Origin of the sequence: Pseudoalteromonas sp. SG44-17, from assembly GCF_014164235.1 — a bacterium.
Taxonomy (GTDB): domain Bacteria; phylum Pseudomonadota; class Gammaproteobacteria; order Enterobacterales; family Alteromonadaceae; genus Pseudoalteromonas; species Pseudoalteromonas rhizosphaerae.
Map to the genome: position 1 here is coordinate 47,619 of NZ_JACJEV010000014.1, position 22,214 is coordinate 69,832.

The following is a 22,214-nucleotide window of genomic DNA, read 5'->3' on the forward strand; positions in this document are numbered from 1 at the left end:
AATTTTAACCTACAGTGACAGAGAAAAAATTACCACACTATTTACAGTAGCTTCAACTCAAGCAGCATTTGTATACTTTCGCCAAATAAATTCCATTGGACCTTGCTTAAAATAACGCGAATAAATCACACTAAAGCTAAGTTGAAAAATGACTAAACCACTCACTAATACGTAATATTCTAAATGATTAAAGCTGAGCACCCAGTGCGGATAAAAAACTTTAAACAACACTAACAAGCAAATAGTTTGCATTAGATATAAAGTTAATGCGAGCCTTCCTGCACGCTGCAATGCAATAAAGTGAAAGTCATGTTTTGTCGTCAGCCTTACCACAAAATGAATAATTAATAGGGCTGTGAATAATGCTGCAAACCAGCTTACGGGTTCTTTTAATGCACTAATAAATAAGCTAGATTGATATTCAAAACTGATCCTAATCGCACTTAACAGTAGCGCAATTGCCAATACTCTGATTTTGCTTAATTTAGTTAAACCAGTCTCAAACAGTTTATTTTTATAGCCATAAATACCGAATAGCATTAATCCTGCAGCCATCCACAAAGTGATCAGCGGAAGTGCAATGAGCATCACGATAAACATCACACTATTATTGACAAAAATAGTTAATGCCGATCCTCGTGAAGCATTATAACTTGCTAAAAAATCGGCCGAATCTCGATAGATAGTCAGTGTGGGGTCAACTAAGGCTATCAAAAACGTTATCGCTGCGGCTAGTGATAGAAATTGCCAACCGCGTTTTAATAACATCTCGTCACTCGCATCAAGGTATTGTATGACCAACCACCCTGCGCATGCATAGATAAACAAAATATCACCAGCCCACAACAAAAAGCCATGTAGTAAACCAAACACGGCTAATACTTTTAAGCGTTTTTGCAATTGCTCAACCTGCTGGTAACGCTGCCACTGAATATATAATCCAGCACCAAAGAGTAAGCAAAATAAGCTGCGAAAGCGGCCGTCAATAACACTAAGGCTCACCCATTGAATAACATGATCCGAAAAAGGCGGGGACTGTAATGGTACGTAACCAAATTCAAATAAACCGAAGGAATAGGCATTCATGTACATTAAGCCGAGCACAGCAACACCACGAATAACATCCATATTTTGATTACGCATTATTGAGCTCGACTTGTTAGTTGTGCTTATGTATGTTTGACCAGTCTAGCGCATCTCTATAAAACTTCGGTAGTAAATCACTATTTATGTTAATAAATACAACTGCTTGCTCCATAGCCCACCAGCTACCTGATTCATACGCTTTTACTGTTGCAAGGATATAATACAGGGTGTTTTTTTCTTCCATTAGAGCGTCTTTGATTGGTTCTGGAAATGGTAAACGAAGGAGTAATTGCTCCATTGGGCGATCTAATATTGCATCCAACAACGAAAAAAGACCGGTTAAAAAGGCACTATTCGCTTGCGAAGGCGCTATCTTTTTCGCTATCAGCTCACAAAATCGGGCCCGAATGATACACATTTTGATCAATTCGTTAGGTTTCGTTTGTGCAACGTGAGCGGTGATAATCAAGCTAACAAACTTCTTTATATGATCATGACCTAAATAAACTAAAGCCTGTTTGAGTGACTCTATTTCTTTTTGGACAGGAAACACACCGCTGTTGATCAATCTTAATAACTTAAATGCTAACGCTGTATCTAATTGAAACAATCGCGCAATCGCATTGATATCAGGATGCTCTTTCATAACTTGTGCATAGATGGTCAAGGCTAATGCATAGTTTATATCAATGTCTCTTTGTTGAATGACTACCGGCTTGGCAAAAAAATAACCCTGAAAATAATCAAAGCCCATCTTATGAGCTATTTTAAAATCATCAATAGTTTCGACTTTTTCGGCAAGCAACTTTAGCTTTTTGTATTTTTGCAGCCGTCGAATAAGCGGTTCAATTTGCTGCAAAGGAGTTATTTGAATATCAAATTTGATTAATTTAACAAGTTTTAAAAACCTTTCCCACTTAGGCTCATATACAAAATCGTCAAGTGCTAACACAAAGTTTTTATGAAACAGCGCACGACATAGCTGGTAGTTTTCTTCAGTCGGCTCAATTGTTTCGAGCAACTCAAGTACCACATCTTGCGAAGGCAAAAATGCACATAAATCCATTTTTAAAGAATCAGGACCGATATTTATCAGTGCTTTTTTACCAGAAGTAATATGTCGAGTGCCAAAATTAAGCTGATTTTCCATGATCAGTTTCGCCGTTGCGACACTTTCTTCAATATCCGGAAAATAATTATCACTACTATTACGAAACAACAATTCGTAGGCAACTACATGTTGACGACGATTGAATATTGCTTGGCGCGCAACAAATACTTGCACTTTTTCACCCTTAAACTCGACTATTGATGGTTAGTTACAAAATAAAAAACAATACTAAGTAACTAAATCATAATGTTATTACAATCCATTATAGCTAGTAAGATGATAAATAGCAGTATTAATTATAAAGTTTACTAATATAGTCCTTTGCTACGTGGGACCATGTAAAGCGAGCAGCCTTTGCATTGCTGACAATTTCGACCCATTGTTTAGGTTGTTCTTGTTTCAGAGTAAGAGTATTAGCAAAGCACGTTACTAGCGCCTCGCTTTGTGTTTGTAATGTGTCACCACTAAAACTAAAACCATTTTCCATATGTGTAATGGTATCCTTTAAGCCACCAACTTGGTGCACTAAACAAGGCTGTCCAGCTCGCATAGCTAGCATTTGGCTAATACCGCACGGTTCAAAGGAGCTTGGCATCAAGAATAAGTCTCCTAACTCATACAGTAATTCGCCAACGTAATTACCATAACCCTTTAAAAACAATAGGTTACTATTACGCGCCATGGCGGCTGTCATGACATCTTCAAGAGCCGTGTCACCGGAACCTAAAATTATCATACGTCCTTGCTGTTCATTTAACTTTTCACACAATGCATCAAGCACTTGCTGGTTTTCGTAGGGTTGGCGCAGTAACAAAGCTTTTTGATCGGTTAGGCGTCCAACACTGGTGACTAAAGGCCCTTTAACTGGCTGCTCAATAAACTGCTGTAACCGCTGATGAGCTATATAGTAACTGCTTTGCAGGTTAACTTCTTTAGCCATCCAAGCAAACAATGCCTGCTCTATTTCAAAGTATAATTGTGATAACGTACTGCTTATCTGCGCATTTTGATTGTGCTCAGTGTACTCACAGCCATTTAATATTCCGACGACTTTATTGTTTGCCATCGCATTATTCAAATCGCGCTCTAAACCTTCGCCACCAAAAAAGCCGTTATGCGGTTCACTGGCTTGCAATACTTCTAGTGCGTAGCTTGGAGATACTAAATGTATCTTATCAACTAAATTGATAGCGCTGCGCATCGGATTAAAGCAATGAGGATAACGCGGATCGCATAATACCTCGCCGTTATAACTTAACGCCGGAAACCATGCTTCTAAACTTGAATCATCTCCTTTGAATGGGCGGATCCCTTGCAGTGCAATATTGTGTACTGTAAATATACTACGCAAAGAAGAAAAAGATGCAAACCGATGATCAAACTTTAACAATACCGCCACACACGCACTGTGCCAATCATGCAAATGCAACACATCGGGACGGGTGATAACACCTTGCAATAGCGCTTCACACACTGCAGCATTAAATAATGCAAACTTAGTGGCATCAGTGGCAAAAGGTCGGTCACCATCATCATTACAGTATACAGCGCCATGGTGCTGGCTAAATAACGGATGTGACATTACTAATTGCCTGACTTGCTGCTGATCTACATATACTTGCGACACTTGAACATCATAAATATATCCTGCAAAGGGCACATGGAGCGTGCCTAATTGCACACGCTCTAACGCGGTAAAACCATAATCTGGAATAACCACGTCAACGGTTAAGCCAAGCTCCGCTAATGCTTTGGGACAATCTCGTAGTACATCTGCAACACCACCCACTTTGGCATTTGGTAAAGCGTCATTTTCGGCCGCAACCATTAATACATGCATCTTTTTCTTACTTCCTACAACTGTATGATATTTAAGCTAACTGTTTACTCTCACGCTCTTGGCGCTCAAGCTTTTTGGAAAGTTCTGTGAGCATTTCACGAGTCACTAATACTATGCCCTTTTTAGACACTCTAAAACCATTTTCCTCGTCGACCTTACGATCAAAACCGATTTCAACACCCGCAGGCACTTCACAACCGCGGTCGATAATAGCACGACGAATGCGACAATTACGTTGAATAATTGCACCTGGTAATATCACCGACTCTTCAATTTCACAGTATGAACGAATGTGTACATTAGAAAATAACAGTGATTTACGAACCACCGAGCCTGAAATGATACAGCCGCCTGATACGGTTGAATCTACAGCCATGCCACGTCTGTCGTCATTATCAAAAATAAACTTAGCGGGTGGCAGTTGTTCTTGGTAGGTCCAAATAGGCCAAGTTGGATCGTATAAATCCAGCTGTGGTTCTGGCATCACCAGCTCCATGTTTGCTTCCCAAAATGAGTCCAGTGTACCCACATCGCGCCAATAAGGTTGGCCGTCATGACCAGGCTCTCGAAATGGAAAAGCAAATACATTATGCTCTTCAATAATTGCCGGAATAATATCATGGCCAAAATCACGGCCTGAACCTTCGTTTTCTGCGTCTTTTTTTAGTTGTTCAAATAAGAACTCAGTATTAAATACATAATTACCCATTGATGCTAAGCAAGTCCCCGGACGACCAGGAATTGAACTTGGCATTTTCGGTTTTTCGTCAAAACGACGCACTCGCTTTTCTTCATCTACCGTCATCACACCAAATGTTTCTGCGGCTTCCTCGCAGGGAACTTCTATACAGCACACTGTCATGTCCGCACCAGTTTCTACATGTTTTGCCAATAAGCCGCCGTAATCCATACGATACACATGATCGCCAGATAAAATCATTACATACTTAGGTAACTCATGACGAATAATATCCATATTTTGAAACACCGCATCTGCAGTGCCGCAATACCATTCATCACCATAACGCTGTGATGCCGGTAATATCTCTACAGATTCACCCAGTTCCTTTTTAAAATGACCCCATGCACGGTTAACATGGCGGATCAGCGAGTGCGATTTATATTGTGTTGCAATCCCAACACGACGAATACCTGAATTAATACAGTTTGATAGCGGGAAATCGATAATACGATGTTTGCCACCAAAATAAACCGCCGGTTTGGCCCGCCAATTTGTTAATTCATGTAAGCGTGAACCTCTGCCCCCTGCTAAAATCAGTGCGTAGGTTTCTCGTGTCAGACTACTTATGTAGCGATTTGCATAACTTGGCATAATTTATCTCCGTATTAATCTTTGCTATTGCTTACGGCTGTGTCGGCCGAACTAGATGTTGTTAATGCTTCTAAATGCCAAATATCATCACTGTATTGGCTGATCGTTCTATCACTTGAAAAAGTACCACTGGCCGCAGTATTTAAAATACTCATTTGCGTCCAATGCTGTTGATCTTGATAAGCGTGTTCAACAGCTTTTTGAGCTTGTACAAAACTATCAAAATCGTGGGCAACCAACCAAGGATCATGAGGACTTTTGATTGCACCAATAATGTCGTCAAATAAACCAGGTTCGAATAAATTAAAGTGCCCACTTTCAAGTAATTGCATAACATTCAGTAAGTCAGGTGTATTATGAATAATATGTAATGGGTTATAGCTTTGTTTTATTCCTTCAATTTGCTCAGCTTGTGCACCGAATAAGAAGAAGTTATCAGCTCCTACTGCATCGCGAATTTCTATGTTAGCACCATCTAAAGTGCCAATTGTCAGCGCACCATTCATCATAAACTTCATATTACCAGTACCAGATGCTTCTTTACCTGCGGTTGAAATTTGTTCAGACAAGTCTGTTGCGGGGCAAATAGTTTCCATTGCTGTAACATTATAATTTGGTAAAAATGCCACCCGTAAATAAGGCTGAGCAAGTGGATCTTTGTTGATCACATCTGCAACATTATTAATTAGCTTAATAATGCGCTTAGCCATGTAATACCCCGGTGCTGCTTTGCCTCCTAGTAATACACAGCGTGGCACTAAATTGGCGGTATCGCCACGACGAATACGGTCATATAGGTGAATAATGTGTAATACATTCAGTAATTGGCGCTTATACTCATGAATTCGTTTAACTTGCACATCAAATAGCATGCTAGTATCAAATTCAACACCACAACGTGCTTTGACTAAATCAACTAGCCGTTGTTTGTTTTCAAGTTTGACGCTTTGCCATTGTTTATGGAATTTAACATCATCATAATAGCGACGCAGCTGGCTAATTTGCGCAAAATCCCTCACCCAATCTTGACCAATTTTTTCACCAATCAACTGGGTTAGTTTAGGGTTACAATGAGCTATCCACCGCCTTGGCGTTACACCATTAGTTTTATTGTTGAATTTTTCAGGCCACAATTCATAAAAAGTTTTAAACAAACCTTCTTTAAGTAATTCTGTGTGCAATGCTGCTACGCCATTAACTGAAAAACTGCCAACAATGGCTAAATACGCCATTCTTACTTGTGGATCTGAGCCTTCTTCAATTAAAGACAACGCTTGTTGTTTTGCAACATCACCCGGCCATGCCAACGCAACTTGAGCAAGAAAGCGCGCATTTATTTCATAAATTATTTCAAGAATACGCGGTAATAAACGCGCAAATAATGACACAGACCACTTTTCGAGCGCTTCTGGAAGCAACGTATGATTGGTATAAGCCATGGTTTTTGTGGTGATCTGCCATGCAGCATCCCAATCCAAGTCATAATCATCAATCAGCAATCGCATTAACTCTGCAACAGCAATACTTGGGTGGGTGTCATTAAGTTGAAAAACATGAAAATCAGCAAAATCACTAAACTTTTCACCATGCTGTGATACCCATAGACCAACAATATCTTGTAAGCTCGCCGACGATAAAAAGTATTGCTGCCTTAAACGTAGCTCTTTACCATTTTCGCTGCTGTCATTAGGATAAAGTACCATGGTGATTTGTTCGGCAAGGTTTTTATGCGCGACGGCTTCTGAGTAACTACCGGCGTTAAACTCACCTAAATCAAACTCATCAGTGGCTTCTGATTTCCAGAGTCTGAGGGTGTTAACTATGTCATTTTTATAGCCAGGGATCGGCACATCATAAGGGACAGCTAATACATCTTCAGTGTCTAACCATTGTCGATGAATGCGTCCGTTCTTATCAGTATAACTTTCAACATGGCCAAAAAACTTAACACGCTTGGCTTGCTCTGGTGCGCTCAACTCCCATGGATGCCCTTCACGTAACCAATTATCAGGCTGCTCTATTTGATGGCCATTTTCGATTGACTGGTTAAACATGCCGTATTCATAACGAATACCATAACCGGTTACAGGTAATGCTAAACTCGCACAACTATCTAGAAAACACGCAGCTAAGCGGCCTAAACCACCATTACCTAACCCAGCGTCATGCTCTGCTTGCGCAACATGTTCAATGTGAGCGCAATAATTATTAAGTGCAAGTTTGACTTGCTCTTCTAAATCTAAATTTAAAATGGCATTACCTAGTGCTCGGCCCATTAAAAACTCAAGTGATATATAAGCCGTTTTACGACGCTTTTCACTGTGCATTTGCTGTTTTGTTGCTCGACAACGAGCGACTAATCGATCGCGAATTGTCAACGCTAGTGCGTTATACAAATACAGTTGAGACTTTCCGACCTTATCGCGCCCAAGGGTATAATAGAAATGGCGTGATAAATCATCTTCAAGCGTACTTTCATCTATTAAAGGGGCATCTTGCCAACCTTTAGCAACACACATTTGTTCACCATTATTCGCCATTACATTCGTCCTCTAAATTGGCTGTAAAAACCCAACTGCTTTGTGCAGCAACCTCAAACTGTTCTGTATTTTTAACCATTGCTTGATCAACACTGCTAAGCGCTAAACGCCATACCGATAAATCGTGATTAGCAGGTAATTGACATTTAACTGCCACATTACTGGCATTCAAAATAATGAGTAATGCCGTATTTAGTTGTGTATCTTTTAAGCTATACATCAAAAACTGTTTTGAACCATCATGCCAGTCACTTTCTTGCATGGCTTGGCTTTGCTCGGTATACCAATCAACACTAAATCGCTTATCGCTATCGTGTAAAAATACACTGTGTTTAAACACACAGTGTTGCTTTCGTAAGGTCAATACATCGTCAATAAAACGAATGAGGCTGTGGCTACGCTGCGAGTCTTTCCATGCCAGCCAACTAGTGCGGTTATTTTGACAATAAGCATTGTTATTCCCTCCTTGCGAGTGCCCCATTTCACTGCCTGATGACAGCATAGGCACCCCTTTGGAAAGTAGTAAGGTAAGTAAAAAGTTTTTTTGTTGTTGTAACCGCATGGAGGTAACTTTTAAATCATCAGTAAAGCCTTCAACACCGCAATTAAACGAATAATTAGCACTGTGCCCATCGCGGTTTTGTTCACCATTTGCTTCGTTATGCTTTTGTTCGTAACTCACTAAATCGGTTAAAGTAAAGCCATCATGACTGGTTATAAAATTAATACTATTTAATGGCCCACGGTGATTATGATCAAACAAATCAAAAGAGCCATGTAAACGTTTTGCAAGATCAGCCAGCATATTGTGCTGCCCTTGCCAAAAGCGCCTAACAACATCACGGTATTTATCATTCCACTCACGCCAAGGCGCAGGAAATGCTCCCAATTGATAACCACCAGGGCCTATGTCCCAAGGCTCAGCAATTAATTTCACTTGGCTTAACACTGGATCTTGATTGATTGCTTGTAAAAAACTATGGGTTTGGCTAAAGCCATGCGGCGTCCGTCCAAGAATAGTTGCTAAATCAAACCTAAAACCATCAACACCCATTATTTCTACCCAATAACGTAAGCTATCGAGTACCATTTTCAAGCTAAATGGGTCGTCTATATTTAAGGTATTACCACACCCAGTGTCATTGATATAAACTTCAGGGTTATCGTTAACACTACGGTAATAACCAGAGTTATTTAGGCCGCGCCAAGATAACAAAGGACCGTCGCTACCAGCCTCTGCGGTGTGGTTGTAAACCACATCTAAAATCACTTCAATACCCGCTTGATGAAGTTTAGTAACCATTTGTTGAAATTCACCAATTTCATCAGTTACTAAGTAATCTTTATTTGGTGTAAAAAAATTTAATGTATTGTAACCCCAGTAGTTTTGCAGGCCTTTGGCGGTTAAAAACTGTTCGCTAATAAAACTATGTACCGGTAACAATTCTAAAGTGGTTACGCCAAGTGTACGTAAATGCTCTATAAAACTGGGATGGCTCAAGCCCAAATAGGTACCTTGTAGCTGACTTGGAATAGAGGGATGTCGTGCTGTGGCGCCTTTAACGTGACATTCATAAATAACCGTTTCTCCCCAACTATGGCCCGGTTTTTTACCTTGATAAGGCTGCAGCTGTGTGACTTTAGATTTAGGGATATCAATGGCGTTATTTACCGTACTCAAAGTACCTTTAGGCATTTGCCCATAGTGGCGTTCACTCCAGGTAAACTCACCAAATAAATCTTTTGCATAGGGATCAATTAACAATTTTTGGCTATTAAAAAACAATCCTTTTTTAGGTTGATATTCACCTTCTGCGCGATAACCATATAAAGTGCCCATAGCCAGTGGGGTTATATGTAAACTCCATATCCCCCCTTCATTATTATTCATTGCTAACTTTAAAACTTCGGTATGACCACTGGCATCAAATAAACACACATACAACTGTTTAGCCAATGGCGCATAAACGGCAAAATTTACACCGTTTGTTAATACACTGGCTCCCAGCGGAAAAGTTTGCCCTTTATTTAATTCAATCGATAAACTCATCAGCCACCCTTTTTAAATAAACCGTCGCAAGCGCTGGCAGTGAGAGTTTAATACTATGTTGATGCCCGTGGCATGGAGTTGCTGTACTAGTTGTTTTAGCTGATTGCCCACACACTTGTACTCCAGAACCAAATAACTGTTCATCATCGGTATTTAAAATTACTTCAAATTCACCTGAGCTTGGCACACCAATACAATAATCATGATAAACCGTTGGTGTGAGGTTACTTACCACAACCACGTAATTACTTGCTTTCTTAGCAAAGCGAATAAAACTAAAAATACTCTGTTGAGCATTTTGATTATCGATCCAGCTAAAACCTGACGATTCAGTATCTAGCTGATGTAAAGCTGGAAGTTCGCGATATACTTTATTGAGCTGCGCGATAGTTCGTTGCACACCTTGATGCGATAGATGCTCAAGCAAATGCCAATCAATTGATTGATCATGATTCCACTCGCTACGCTGGGCAATCTCACCGCCCATGAACAGTAATTTTTTGCCCGGATGCGCCCACATAAATGCATAGTACGCGCGTAAATTTGCAAATTTTTGCCAATCATCACCAGGCATTTTTTCAATTAATGAGCCTTTACCGTGCACCACTTCATCGTGGCTCAAAGGTAAAATATAATTTTCACTATAGGCATACACCATCGAAAAAGTTAATTCATGATGATGATGTTGGCGATATAATGGATCGCGTTGCATATAGTGAAGGCTGTCGTTCATCCAGCCCATATTCCACTTGTAGCCAAATCCTAAGCCATCATGATTCACCTGACGGGTAACACCAGGCCACGCTGTTGACTCTTCAGCCACCATCATAATGCCGGGGTTATTAGCATAACAACGTAAGTTAACTTGCTTTAAACACTCAATAGCACCAAGATTCTCGCGCCCACCAAACTTATTCGGGATCCACTGTCCATCTTCACGACTGTAATCAAGGTACAGCATTGAGGCAACAGCATCGACACGTAATCCATCAATGGCAAATTCTTCTAACCAATACATTGCATTAGCAACTAAAAAGCTGCGGACCTCTGGGCGATCATAGTTGTAGATATAGGTATTCCAATCTGGATGGAAACCTTGACGCACATCGGCATGTTCAAATAAATGTGTGCCATCAAAACGATGCAAGCCATGCGGATCACTTGGGAAGTGGCCTGGAACCCAATCAATGAGTAAACCAATGTTAGCTTGGTGACATTGCTCTACAAAATAACGAAAATCATCCAAACCGCCAAACCGACTCGTTGGTGCAAATAAGCCAACTGGCTGATACCCCCAAGAACCATCAAATGGAAATTCACTGATCGGCATAAGTTGGATATGCGAAAAGCCTTGTTCAGTGACATAATTAATTAACCGCTGTGCTAATTCTTGATAAGTTAAATAACGATCTCCCTCTTCTCGCTGCCAAGAACCTAAATGCACTTCATAGATAGAGATAGGTGCATCAATCGCGTTGCGTTTAACACGCTGACGTTGCATTTTATCAGTTAGTTTAATTGCTGCGGGCCGAGTTTGAAGTACTGAAGCAGTGCCTGGTGCTTGCTGCATTTTAAATGCAAATGGATCAGCCTTTTCGAGCACTTCGCCACTGAGAGTTGTTATAGAGAACTTATAACACTGACCTTCACTGAGCTCTGGAATAAATAAGTCCCAGACTCCAGACGCAGGGTTAAAACGCATAAAGTGTTGGCTTTGCTGCCAGTGATTAAATTCGCCAATAACTGAAACACTGCTAGCATTAGGTGCCCAAACACTAAAACGTACACCTGAAACACCTTTAAAATCAATAAAGTGGGCACCAAGATGGCGATATGCGTGCTCTAATGTGCCTTCATTAAATAAGTACATAGCACTATCATCTAGGCTGCTATCAAAACTATACACATCTTCACAAATAACCTGACAATCGCTGTAATCTACCACTAGCTGATAAGCTGAAATATCTTGATTATCAAGCTGTGCTATAAATAAATCTGAATCACCATAGCGTGTGCTAACAATCATTTGCTGAGGCAGTTTTATCGTTACTTTTGTTGCCCCGGGCATATAACAGCGTATTTCACTGTGCGTGTCAGTAATTGCATGTACGCCTAAAAAACTAAACGGATCTTTAAAACAGCCACGCTTTAAAGCATTAACTTGTTGATCATAGTGCTGTGACTTTGCGGTTTTACGAACAATACTGTTCATTTAATTAGTCCTTATGGAATTAATAGCACTGAGGAATGCACTGTGACGTGTGAATATTTGTTCACTTGAATGCGTTAATACCCGACGCCAATTAGGATATTCTTGATCCGTTCCAGGAATGTTTACAGGTAACGTTTGCTCATCTAAATCATCGAGCTGGATAGTAAATAACCGCGCTGGTGCAGCGGCCAAGCCTAAGGTCAGCGCCTGATAAACATCACTTGCTGTACTATCTAAAAACAAGGTGTGTGCTGCACATCCTGACAGAAAACGCAGTAGTCGTTGTTTTTCAATATCTCGGTCTGCACGCAGTTGAGTTAACTGTTGTTCATCAATTAATTGATATTTTAATTTCAAAGTAAGATCAAGCCCCTGCCACCAACCAAAGAAAGGCGGTACATCATGGTTTGCAACCATTAACAATGATTGTGGCGCAAATGACTGGGCCGCTAAAAATTCACCTTGATAATCTTTTTCAAAATAGAATAAGCTATTTGAAAATATTGCTTTATCTGCAAGTGCAGCTTTCACCTCTGGTGGAACAACCCCAAGATCTTCACCAATGACAATACATTGATTCAAATGGGATTCTATTGTCAGTACCGCTAATAAATGCTCAAATGGATAATACACATAGCAACCATCTTGTTGCTGTTGATGCTCGAAACACCACCATAAACGGCGAATTGCCATAACATGATCGATACGCAAACCACCGACGTTTTCCATATTTGCACGGATCAATGCTCGGTAGTAGCTAAAATTATTATCACTGAGCTTAATCGGATTCAGTGCTGGCAATCCCCAGTTCTGGCCATGCTCTGCCCATGGATCAGGCGGTGCGCCTACATAAGCAGAATCGGTAAATAACGATTGTTGATTGAGGAATTCGCTACCATCGCCGGCGCAACCCACCGCTAAATCATTGATCAAACCAATACTCATTCCCTGCTCTCGGGCGGTAGTTTGGCATAATTTTAATTGCACATATGCTTGCCATTGCAAGTAGTAAGCAAAGTCGCTGTCAGTAACTTTTAAGGTCGCAAGTGTCGCACCATGTTGTTGACAAAAATCACTAAAGTGTTGTTTGCGGTGCTTACTCCCATGCATACAAAAATGCTGGTATAGCAAGTTAAAGGCTGCGTATTTGAACTCACTCACTGCACTGTAATTAATATACTGCGACTGCAGAGTCCGCTTTTTAAAGTCACTCGCATAGTTGCTTTGTAAATACGCAGTGATATTGGGGTTATTAATGCTGTCATCGCATAAATCAATTGATATATAGAGTGGATTTAATAATGCACGATTATTCGGGCTATATGGACTTGCTCGCTCTGGTTGCTCAGAAAATAATAAATGCAGTGGATTGAGTAAAATATAATCCAGTTTATGACTTGCTGCTTGCTCTGTCAGCGATAATAAATCGGCAAAATCGCCTATCCCTAGTGCTGCATTATTTTTTAAACTGTAAAGTTGAATTGAAAGCCCACTTTGTTTTTTATCCGTCACTTGAAAGCTATATTTAGGTGTCACCCACAGTTGAGTTTCAGCCGTTAAACCTGCAACATTAATGCTTGCATCATGATAACCAGTAGGCAATGCTGGAAGCGGGAAAATGAGCTCTAAATAAGTGACGTCGTTAAACAAATAATCGCCACTGCATTGTAAATCAGCTAATTGGTGAGTAATGCTGGGCAAATCAAGCTGCGCAAATGAGACTGTACATTGTTGCCCTAACATACGCTTATCAATACGCACTTTAACGGCTGGTTGTTCAGCACATACCAAACTACAATCGGGTACTAATTGCAGCCATTTATTGGCATCTAAGCTGATATTTAAATGAGAAATTTGGGCGTGATCCGTAATATCAACACCACAACAACTGAGTGCCGCACTGCGGGTTGCATCGCTAAAAACCACGTGTTCACCGGTATACTTGGTGTATTCATAGCCAATACCATGTAGATAAAAAAGCTGTGAAAGAGACTCCATTTACCACGCCTTAAATACGTTGTGTATTGACTATGCTATTTTCTGTACCAAAACTGTTTGCTATGTATCCATCGGCATGATGGTCATTGTCCCAAATAGTACCATTAACTAAATACCGAAAATGAAACTGTTGATCGTTCGGTAATCGCTGCTTGAGCTTAAAACATTGTTCTTTTTTATTAAACTTCATTGCAACAGGTTGCCAATCAGTAAATTCAGCGACTAACTGAACTTGCTCAGCCTGAGGATGCTGAAATTCAAATGTTACTTCAGCTTCGTTTTTAGTTTTAAAAAATCGTTTACTTAACATATTGGGCTCCAAACTAAACCTTAAGGTCAATTAATCCTTGCCACAGAAGTGCGTTCAACTACTCAACATACGCAGGGCTGTAAAATATTATTAGTGCGTGTTGACCTTTCAGAGTCAAAATCTTCAACCTTTAGGCTGTGTGTTCGATCGGTATACTACGTTATCGCACAATTTATGTAGATAAAACACTACTATGTGCTCTGTCTAGCATAAAAACCAAACATACTGCGGTAAAAGTAAACTCAAAAAATAAACACGCTCTAGTTAAACAAAGTTATATTTATGCTTTATGACAGTGCGATTAAATAAATATTGCACCAAATGTGTGCAAATGAAGCAAAAAACACTCACTTTATGATTACCATCTTAATGACAGCAAGAACTAAACCAAGTTAATCACTGTCTGAATTGTGACCTTTAAAGTAGTTAACAAATAACCACTGGTAAAGTGAATTTATTTAATAGTTGAATTGAGTAAACGCTCAAAAAATACTGATAAAATAACATCTAACTGAAAAGACGTTCCTTATTCAGGGGCGTTATTAAAGAAATGTTTTGTCAGTTAGTCTTACAAACTATATACTGAAAAAAATGTGTAATACCTAATAACAAATTCATATAATTAGGATAAAATGGTTTAATGGAATGACTAAACTTTTTCGCTTACTCAGTATTGCCTTTATTGCTATATTTATTTTTTGCTTTAGCATGAATATTTTATTAACGAAACAAGTCAATACCATTAATCCGCAACAATCTAGTATTGCCACTCGCGCTTTTGATACTGCTACCACCCAACTAACGATGCCCTCTTGGTATAACCCGATATTAAATGGCCACTATATAGTTAGCAAAGACGGTACTGATTACTTACTAATTAGAGCAACAGATACACAGTTTATTACCGCTCAAGCATCATCCATCATCAATGCCACTATTTTATCACCTGTAAACTTTATTCTACTGATTTTAATAGGTTTATTTTTAACATGGTATTTTGGTAAACAATTAAACATAAAGCGTGAAAAACAGCTGATAGAACAACTTAATATACAAACAAAAAAAGTTATCGAATCATTTAATATTCAACTTCCTGAACTTGAGCATGCGACAGAAGTAACTCGTTTAAGCCAAGCAATTAATGCATTAACCAGCCATGTAGCTAATTATGCCCGTGAAACTCAAACCAGCATTTGCCAAGATAAATTGACTTTGTTGATTGACCGTCATGCTTATATCGAGCACCTAGACCGCCAACTCAACGGTGCTGAACTAAAAAATATTCACTGTGCCTTGTTATTTATTGATTTAGATGGCTTTAAGCAAGTGAATGACTCTTTTGGCCACAGTTTTGGTGATGAAGTATTGATTCAAGTAGCCGAACGTCTGGCTAGCGTATTACGCCATCATAAGCTTAATGATATCAATCCCACCAGTCTATTAGAGCAAAATTTAGCGCGTTTAGGGGGCGATGAGTTCTCTATTTTCATTAATAATATTGATTGCAACTCTAAAAGCTTAGATGTGGCACAGCATGTACTAAACGAAATAGAGCGGGACTTTGTTCTGGGTAATAAACTAATTAAGATCAGTGCCAGTGTCGGTATTGCTGTTTATCCTGAAAGTGCATCAACTCCCCATGCTTTGTTGCAAATGGCGGATGTTGCTATGTATCGTGCTAAAACCGATGGGCGTGGTATTTTTAAAGTCTATTCGCCAGAAATGGGTAATAAAATGCGTCGCTACCATTACTTACTCGAAGAGCTGCGTTTAGCCATTGCGTGTCATAATTTTCATTTATCATTTCAGCCTATTGTGCATGTTGAAGATTGCGCCATTGATTACTTCGAAGCGTTAGTGCGCTGGGACCATCCTGTTGAGGGGGCTATTTCTCCAGTGGAGTTTATTCCGATTGCAGAAGAATCAAACCTTATATTAGAGCTTGGTGATTGGATAATGCTAGAATCATGTCGACAAATGGCAGCTTGGCACAATGCTGGTATGCGCAAAGTTAAAATCTCAGTTAATGTCTCTGGCATTCAACTCAAACATCGCCCAATTCATGAATGGGTAATGAAAAAACTAGCCAAGACAGGGCTACCGCCCACTTCATTGATGTTAGAGATCACTGAATCGACATTGATCACCGCTAGCAACACTATCATTAATGAATTAGAGAAATTGCGTAAAGAAGGCGTCACTATTGCAATAGATGACTTTGGTACCGGTTTTAGCTCATTAAGTACCTTAGCTGATCTACCTATTGACGTAATCAAGATTGATAGATTATTCATAGCGCAAGCTAATGAAAACCCGAAATATAACAAAATATTAAATTCAATCAGTGAATTAGGTACTAAGCTTGGGCTTAAAATCGTTGCTGAAGGAGTTGAAGAAATCGCCCAGTTTGAATTAGTGAAACGCATGGGAATTAGCAGCGTACAAGGGTATTTAGTTAGTCGTCCGCAGTCATCTGTGAATGTTGGCAGTAAGGTACTACAAGGGAATGTTAATCATATCGCCGCGACGGGCACTGGCGTTTGGAACCTCGAAACTTAACGATTTGTCATTTAAAATTTTATTACCATGGAAATCTAGCTAAAAATAGATAATAATATTTAATAATTAGTATCCAATCCCCCATCTTACATGCTTAAAAAAAGTCTCTTTTCCTTAATCTCAATCGTAATTTTAGTTAGTGTTATTCTTACTAGCATGTCAATTTATACCTTATACAGCAAAAAGAAACTCAGTGTTGATCCTAAACTAAAAGAAATATCGGGGATCGAATTTGATAAATTCAAGCGCTTATGGGCAATAAATGATGGCGGTAATGAAGCAAAACTTTATCGTCTCAACGAGGACGGCTCTATTGCCAAAGAGGTACTGGTTACTAATGCGAAAAACATTGATTGGGAAGATATGACTCAGAATGATTTTGGGCACTTCTTTTTAGGAGACTTTGGTAATAATAATCAAGAACGTAAATGGCTCACTATTTATAAAATAGAAAATCCCATCGACATTAAAACTGATACCACCGAAGCTGAAATTATCAAGTTCACTTATCCAGAACTCGACGGTAGCCCTATCACTCCAGATAAACGAAACTTTGACCTAGAAGCATTTGTAGCCTTTGGCCGCCACTTATATTTGTTTACTAAAAACCGTACGGAACCGTTTGATGGGATTACAAATTTGTATAAAGTTGGCGATCATGCAGCGAATTTTGATGCGCAGTTAATAGATTCCTTTAAAACTTGTACAACGATGGAAAAGCTCTGTTGGATAACTTCAGCGGCACTTAGCCCCGATCGTACAAAGTTAGTATTACTAGATTCAACAAGCATTTGGTTATTTGAAAACTTTACTGGTGATAAGTTTTTCTCAGGAGACGTATCGCGGATAGATTTGGGTATTGTGACTCAAAAAGAAGCGATTACATTTTATGATGAAAATACCATTGTATTTACCGATGAAGAATTTAAAGGAATTGGCGGTAACGCCTATGTCATTAAACTCGATGAAGTAAAAAAAACCATCATTAAGAAAATACCAACGGCGTCAGATTAAAATAAATCTATATCAGTGCTTTTGTCGTTTGAGTTAATTAAGTTATTTTCCATTAACTGTTCATAAAAGCACAGCCTATTGCGACCATTTTCTTTTGCATAATAAAGTGCCTTATCCGCATTTTCCAATACAGTAATAGGGAAATCATAAGGACTGATACGACACATGCCTATACTTACAGTCATATTTTCAACAAATGGAAAATGAGTGTCTCTGATCATCTCCATAAACTCATTCATTTTCTTTTCGATAGATTCAAAGTTAGTAGGTTCAAACACTATCACAAATTCCTCACCACCAAAGCGAAAAATCAAGTCTGTTGAACGCAGGAAGTGACGCATTTTTTGTGCAAGTAACAATAAAACCTCATCACCACAAACATGACCAAAGCTATCATTAATTTTTTTGAAATGATCAATATCAAGCATTGCTAACCAAGATGTTGAACTGAGCTTTCGCTTGCGATTATCATCCGTTTTAACAGTTTTATGCTGTTTAATTACTTGCTTTTCAATTAGCTGCTTTATTTTTTTATCAAATGTTTGCCTATTTAACAGACCAGTCAGTTGATCCCGTTCATTCTCATGCAAGATAAATAAATAATTTTCATAAATACGGCAAAAGGCATTAAGCAAAACCTGATCCGAGCTTTTTAAACCTTTGCAAACAACAGCAATTGCACCTATCGGCTTTTCTTGCAAAGATATTGGTAACCAACGTTTCTCGATACCATCAGCAGACTGTACAGTAATAATGCAAGCTGAGCGCAAACATGACAACAGTTCAGGCTCTGGTGAATCAACAACTTGACGTTGCGCCCACTCAAACTGATTACCATTGATTACTTTTAACGATATACTGCGCTCAATCGTTAAATCACTTTGCACGTCTAAATCCTTATAAACTACAATTTCTGTACAACCAACAAATTCTTGGATCGTCGAGATCAAGCTATATTCCAATGAATCTACATCACGGTTTTTGGTTATTTTAATTAGTGAATTTAATAAGTTTTCTTCCATAAGGATCCTGTATTCAAATAACTGAACATTCTTATTATGACTAATTACCCGTATAAAAGATTATAAAAATATAAATCAAACAAAAACGTCAATAAATTTTGCTCTCATAATTACATTAACGAGTAAGAAAACCCAGTGCTAGTCGTAAGTGTAGTGTGTAAATACTGTTTAGTCACAATAGAAAGTATGACATTCTGTATTTATCGTCAACTTAGCGTTTAAATTTTGTTTCTAAAATAACAGAAGAAGTCGTACGTTCAACTCCATCTAAATTACCAATATCATCGAGTAAATGGCTGAGTTTTTCTAGATTTTGTGCTTGCACAACTGCAATTAAATCAAACTCACCACTGATAGCATACAATTGTGAGATGGCATCAATCTGCTTGAGCTCGAGGTTAGTTTTAGTGGTTAGTTTTTGCTTTACCTTAATCGATACATGGGCCGATACCATGGCACTTAAGTACGCATCGCCATAGTCAACACTGTAGCCCTTTATCACTCCAGTCTCTTCTAGCTTTAACATCCTACTTTGTACCGTTGAGCGTGATAAGTTAAGTGCCCTGGCAAGATCAGAAATACTCGCTCTGGCATTCGTGCGAAGTATAGAAAGTAGCTTTTCGTCTTGTATAGTTATCATATTGATTATTAACCTCGTCATTTTGTATTTTATTTTAATCATTTTTCACAAAATAGCACTGCAAATTTAAGCTTTGAACTCAGATAATAGCGGTAGTAAATAAGAAAAATTATTAAAGCACATTATTGCAGGGTAATAAGGGCTTGATTAACCCATCAAATGCAATTTGTTTTTTTCATATTAAGCCAGAATTAGGTGTAACAAATGCAAGTAACAAGAGAATTATTCAACGACGTAATGGTCCCTAACTATAACCCATCAGAGGTTATTCCGGTGCGTGGCCAAGGTTCTCGTGTTTGGGATCAAAACGATAAAGAATATATCGACTTTGCTGGCGGTATTGCGGTCAACTGTTTAGGTCACTGTCACCCAGCCCTTGTTAATGCGTTAAAAGAGCAAGGCGAAAAAATCTGGCACTTATCCAATGTCATGACTAATGAGCCAGCACTTCGATTAGCTAAAAAAATCACCGACGCAACATTTGCAGACAAAGTTTACTTTGCAAACTCAGGCGCAGAAGCAAATGAAGCAGCGCTAAAACTCGCACGTCGTTTCGCATTGGATGTACATGGTGCTGATAAAAGCCAAATAATCGCATTTAACAAAGGCTTTCATGGTCGTACCTTTTTTACCGTAACTGTGGGTGGCCAAACCGCATATTCTGACGGTTTTGGTCCTAAACCAGCCGCAATTGATCATTGTGACTACAATGATTTAGCTGCTTTTGAAGCACTGATCAGCGATAAAACCTGTGCCGTAATGATGGAACCTCTGCAAGGTGAAGGCGGCATTATCTCTGCAAATAATGAATTTATCAAAGGTGTGCGTGCTTTGTGTGATAAACACAATGCATTGCTTATTTTTGACGAAGTACAAACGGGTGTAGGCCGTACAGGCTCACTATACGCATACCAAGAATTAGGCGTGACACCAGATATTTTAACAACAGCAAAAGCGTTGGGTGGCGGTTTCCCTATTGGTGCGATGATCACCACTTCTGATATTGCAGCACATCTTAAAGTGGGCACGCATGGTTCAACCTATGGCGGTAACCCGTTAGCGTGTGCAGTGGCAGAAGCGGCATTTGATACCGTGAATACCGAACAAGTGCTAAGCGGCGTTAAACAGCGTGAACAGCTTTTCCGTGATGGTTTTGCAGCGATCAACGCAAAATACGACGTATTTAGTGAAGTACGCGGTAAAGGTCTATTATTAGGCGCCGTACTAAACAGCAAGTTTGAAGGGCGCGCTCGCGACTTCTTAGTAGCAAGTACTCAACAAGGGCTAATGAGCTTAGTTGCTGGTACTGATGTTATTCGTTTTACGCCTTCGCTGGTGATCCCACTTGAGGACATTAAAGAAGGTCTAGTGCGCTTTGAAAAAGCCGTAGCAGACGTTGTAAACGGTTAACCTAATTTAACGCCCTGTTTAGGGCGTTAATGGAGCACTTTTAAATGCAAGTATTACGTCCTATAACCGCAAATGATTTTGACTCACTAAAACAAATAGCAATAGAGTCAGGCCATGGTTTTACATCATTACCTGTTGATGATGCCTTGTTGCTAGAGAAAATTGAACGAGCAGAAAGGAGCTTTGCAAAAAACATTAATAAGCCTCAAGACGAGGGCTACCTATTTGTATTAGAAGACAGTGAAACAGGTCAAGTCGTTGGCACTACCGCGATTGAAGCGGCGGTCGGTATGAACGTTCCTTTGTATCACTATCATTTAGGTAAAACGGTTCATCATTCACGCACTCTTAACGTATATAACACCGTTGATATTCTCAGCATGTGTAATGATTACACCGGCTGCTCAGAGATATGCACACTATTTTTACGTGAAGATAGCCGCAAAGGGCTAACAGGACGTTTCTTATCGCGTTCACGCTTTTTGTTTATGGCTCAACACAGTGAGCGTTTTGCCGATACCATCATTGCAGAAATGCGTGGCGTTAGTGACGAAAACGGCCATTCTCCATTTTGGCAATGGCTTGAAGAACATTTTTTCAGTATTGAATTCCCACTAGCCGATCATTTAGTCGGCTTAGGCGATAAAGTATTTATTAGTGAATTAATGCCCAAGTACCCTATTTACGCCAACCTGTTAAGCAAAAAAGCGCAAGCTGTAATTGGTAAAGTACACGAGCACACTAAACCTGCACTAAAATTGCTTGAAAAAGAAGGTTTTGAGCATCGAGGTTACGTTGATTTATTTGATGCTGGGCCAACAGTTGAAGCCAAACTTGGCAATATACGTAGCATCCGTGAATCTCAAGTATGCCCTATTACCATAGGTGAACTTGATCATATTAATCAACAAAGTTCCGACACCTTAGCTATTTGTAATCAAGGCGTGAATGACTTCAGAGCCACTTTCACAAAACATGCACATTATAATCATGCTAAACATACCTTGATTATTAGCAGTGAAGTTGCAAAAGCACTTAAATTAAAACAAGGAGATGCAGCGCGGTTTTTCCGTCTGTAAACCTCTGTAG

Annotated in this window: 15 protein-coding genes; 4 read left to right on the forward strand and 11 right to left on the reverse strand. The window is 39.3% G+C overall.

The features are described from left to right. Positions 1-57: 57 nt before the first annotated feature. From H5182_RS11670 to H5182_RS11710, 9 genes are all read right to left on the reverse strand, one after another. Positions 58-1,143 (reverse strand): DUF418 domain-containing protein, encoded by a 1,086-nt coding sequence (locus H5182_RS11670; protein WP_257326559.1) that lies wholly within the window; start codon positions 1,141-1,143, stop codon positions 58-60. A 16-nt stretch (positions 1,144-1,159) separates the two neighbouring features. Then, a complete protein-coding gene (locus H5182_RS11675; RefSeq protein WP_182731590.1) occupies positions 1,160-2,371 on the reverse strand; it encodes an EAL and HDOD domain-containing protein in 1,212 nt (403 codons plus the stop codon). Between the two features lie 118 nt (positions 2,372-2,489). Then, entirely contained in the window at positions 2,490-4,037 is a 1,548-nt protein-coding gene (locus H5182_RS11680) for a glycogen synthase (RefSeq protein ID WP_182760063.1), read from the reverse strand. Positions 4,038-4,068: 31 nt separating this feature from the next. After that, complete coding sequence (glgC, locus tag H5182_RS11685) at positions 4,069-5,370, reverse strand: glucose-1-phosphate adenylyltransferase (protein ID WP_145235911.1); 1,302 nt, start codon at positions 5,368-5,370, stop codon at positions 4,069-4,071. Positions 5,371-5,384: 14 nt separating this feature from the next. Further along, positions 5,385-7,910, reverse strand: coding sequence for a glycogen/starch/alpha-glucan phosphorylase (locus H5182_RS11690; RefSeq protein WP_145235914.1), 2,526 nt, complete (start codon positions 7,908-7,910; stop codon positions 5,385-5,387). After that, a complete protein-coding gene (gene glgX / locus H5182_RS11695) occupies positions 7,900-9,960 on the reverse strand; it encodes a glycogen debranching protein GlgX (protein ID WP_182760064.1) in 2,061 nt (686 codons plus the stop codon). The genes H5182_RS11690 and glgX overlap by 11 nt, the downstream gene beginning before the upstream one ends. Beyond that, positions 9,944-12,172, reverse strand: a complete 2,229-nt coding sequence (gene glgB, locus H5182_RS11700; protein ID WP_182760065.1) for a 1,4-alpha-glucan branching protein GlgB — start codon at positions 12,170-12,172, stop codon at positions 9,944-9,946. Before glgB ends, glgX begins: the two co-directional genes overlap by 17 nt. Beyond that, positions 12,173-14,170 (reverse strand): 4-alpha-glucanotransferase, encoded by a 1,998-nt coding sequence (gene malQ / locus H5182_RS11705; RefSeq protein WP_182760066.1) that lies wholly within the window; start codon positions 14,168-14,170, stop codon positions 12,173-12,175. It abuts the gene before it with no gap. Between the two features lie 10 nt (positions 14,171-14,180). Next, complete coding sequence (locus tag H5182_RS11710) at positions 14,181-14,480, reverse strand: isoamylase early set domain-containing protein (protein WP_145235928.1); 300 nt, start codon at positions 14,478-14,480, stop codon at positions 14,181-14,183. 645 nt (positions 14,481-15,125) lie between these two features. Between H5182_RS11710 and H5182_RS11715 the strand changes: the two genes are divergently transcribed. After that, entirely contained in the window at positions 15,126-17,039 is a 1,914-nt protein-coding gene (locus tag H5182_RS11715) for a bifunctional diguanylate cyclase/phosphodiesterase (RefSeq protein WP_145235932.1), read from the forward strand. A gap of 90 nt (positions 17,040-17,129) precedes the next feature. After that, positions 17,130-18,053 (forward strand): hypothetical protein, encoded by a 924-nt coding sequence (locus H5182_RS11720; RefSeq protein WP_145235936.1) that lies wholly within the window; start codon positions 17,130-17,132, stop codon positions 18,051-18,053. Here H5182_RS11720 and H5182_RS11725 read toward each other — a convergent pair. Further along, the gene (locus H5182_RS11725) at positions 18,050-19,075 is read right to left on the reverse strand and encodes a GGDEF domain-containing protein (protein ID WP_182758259.1); all 1,026 of its coding nucleotides are present in this window, start codon (positions 19,073-19,075) and stop codon (positions 18,050-18,052) included. The genes H5182_RS11720 and H5182_RS11725 overlap by 4 nt on opposite strands. A 211-nt stretch (positions 19,076-19,286) precedes the next feature. Further along, positions 19,287-19,715 carry an Lrp/AsnC family transcriptional regulator gene (locus H5182_RS11730; protein ID WP_145235943.1) on the reverse strand — a complete coding sequence of 143 codons (429 nt, stop codon included), beginning with the start codon at positions 19,713-19,715 and terminating at the stop codon, positions 19,287-19,289. 204 nt (positions 19,716-19,919) lie between these two features. Between H5182_RS11730 and H5182_RS11735 the strand changes: the two genes are divergently transcribed. Next, positions 19,920-21,125, forward strand: a complete 1,206-nt coding sequence (locus tag H5182_RS11735) for an aspartate aminotransferase family protein (protein ID WP_145235948.1) — start codon at positions 19,920-19,922, stop codon at positions 21,123-21,125. 44 nt (positions 21,126-21,169) lie between these two features. Next, entirely contained in the window at positions 21,170-22,204 is a 1,035-nt protein-coding gene (astA, locus tag H5182_RS11740; RefSeq protein WP_149980153.1) for an arginine N-succinyltransferase, read from the forward strand. Positions 22,205-22,214 lie beyond the last annotated feature (10 nt).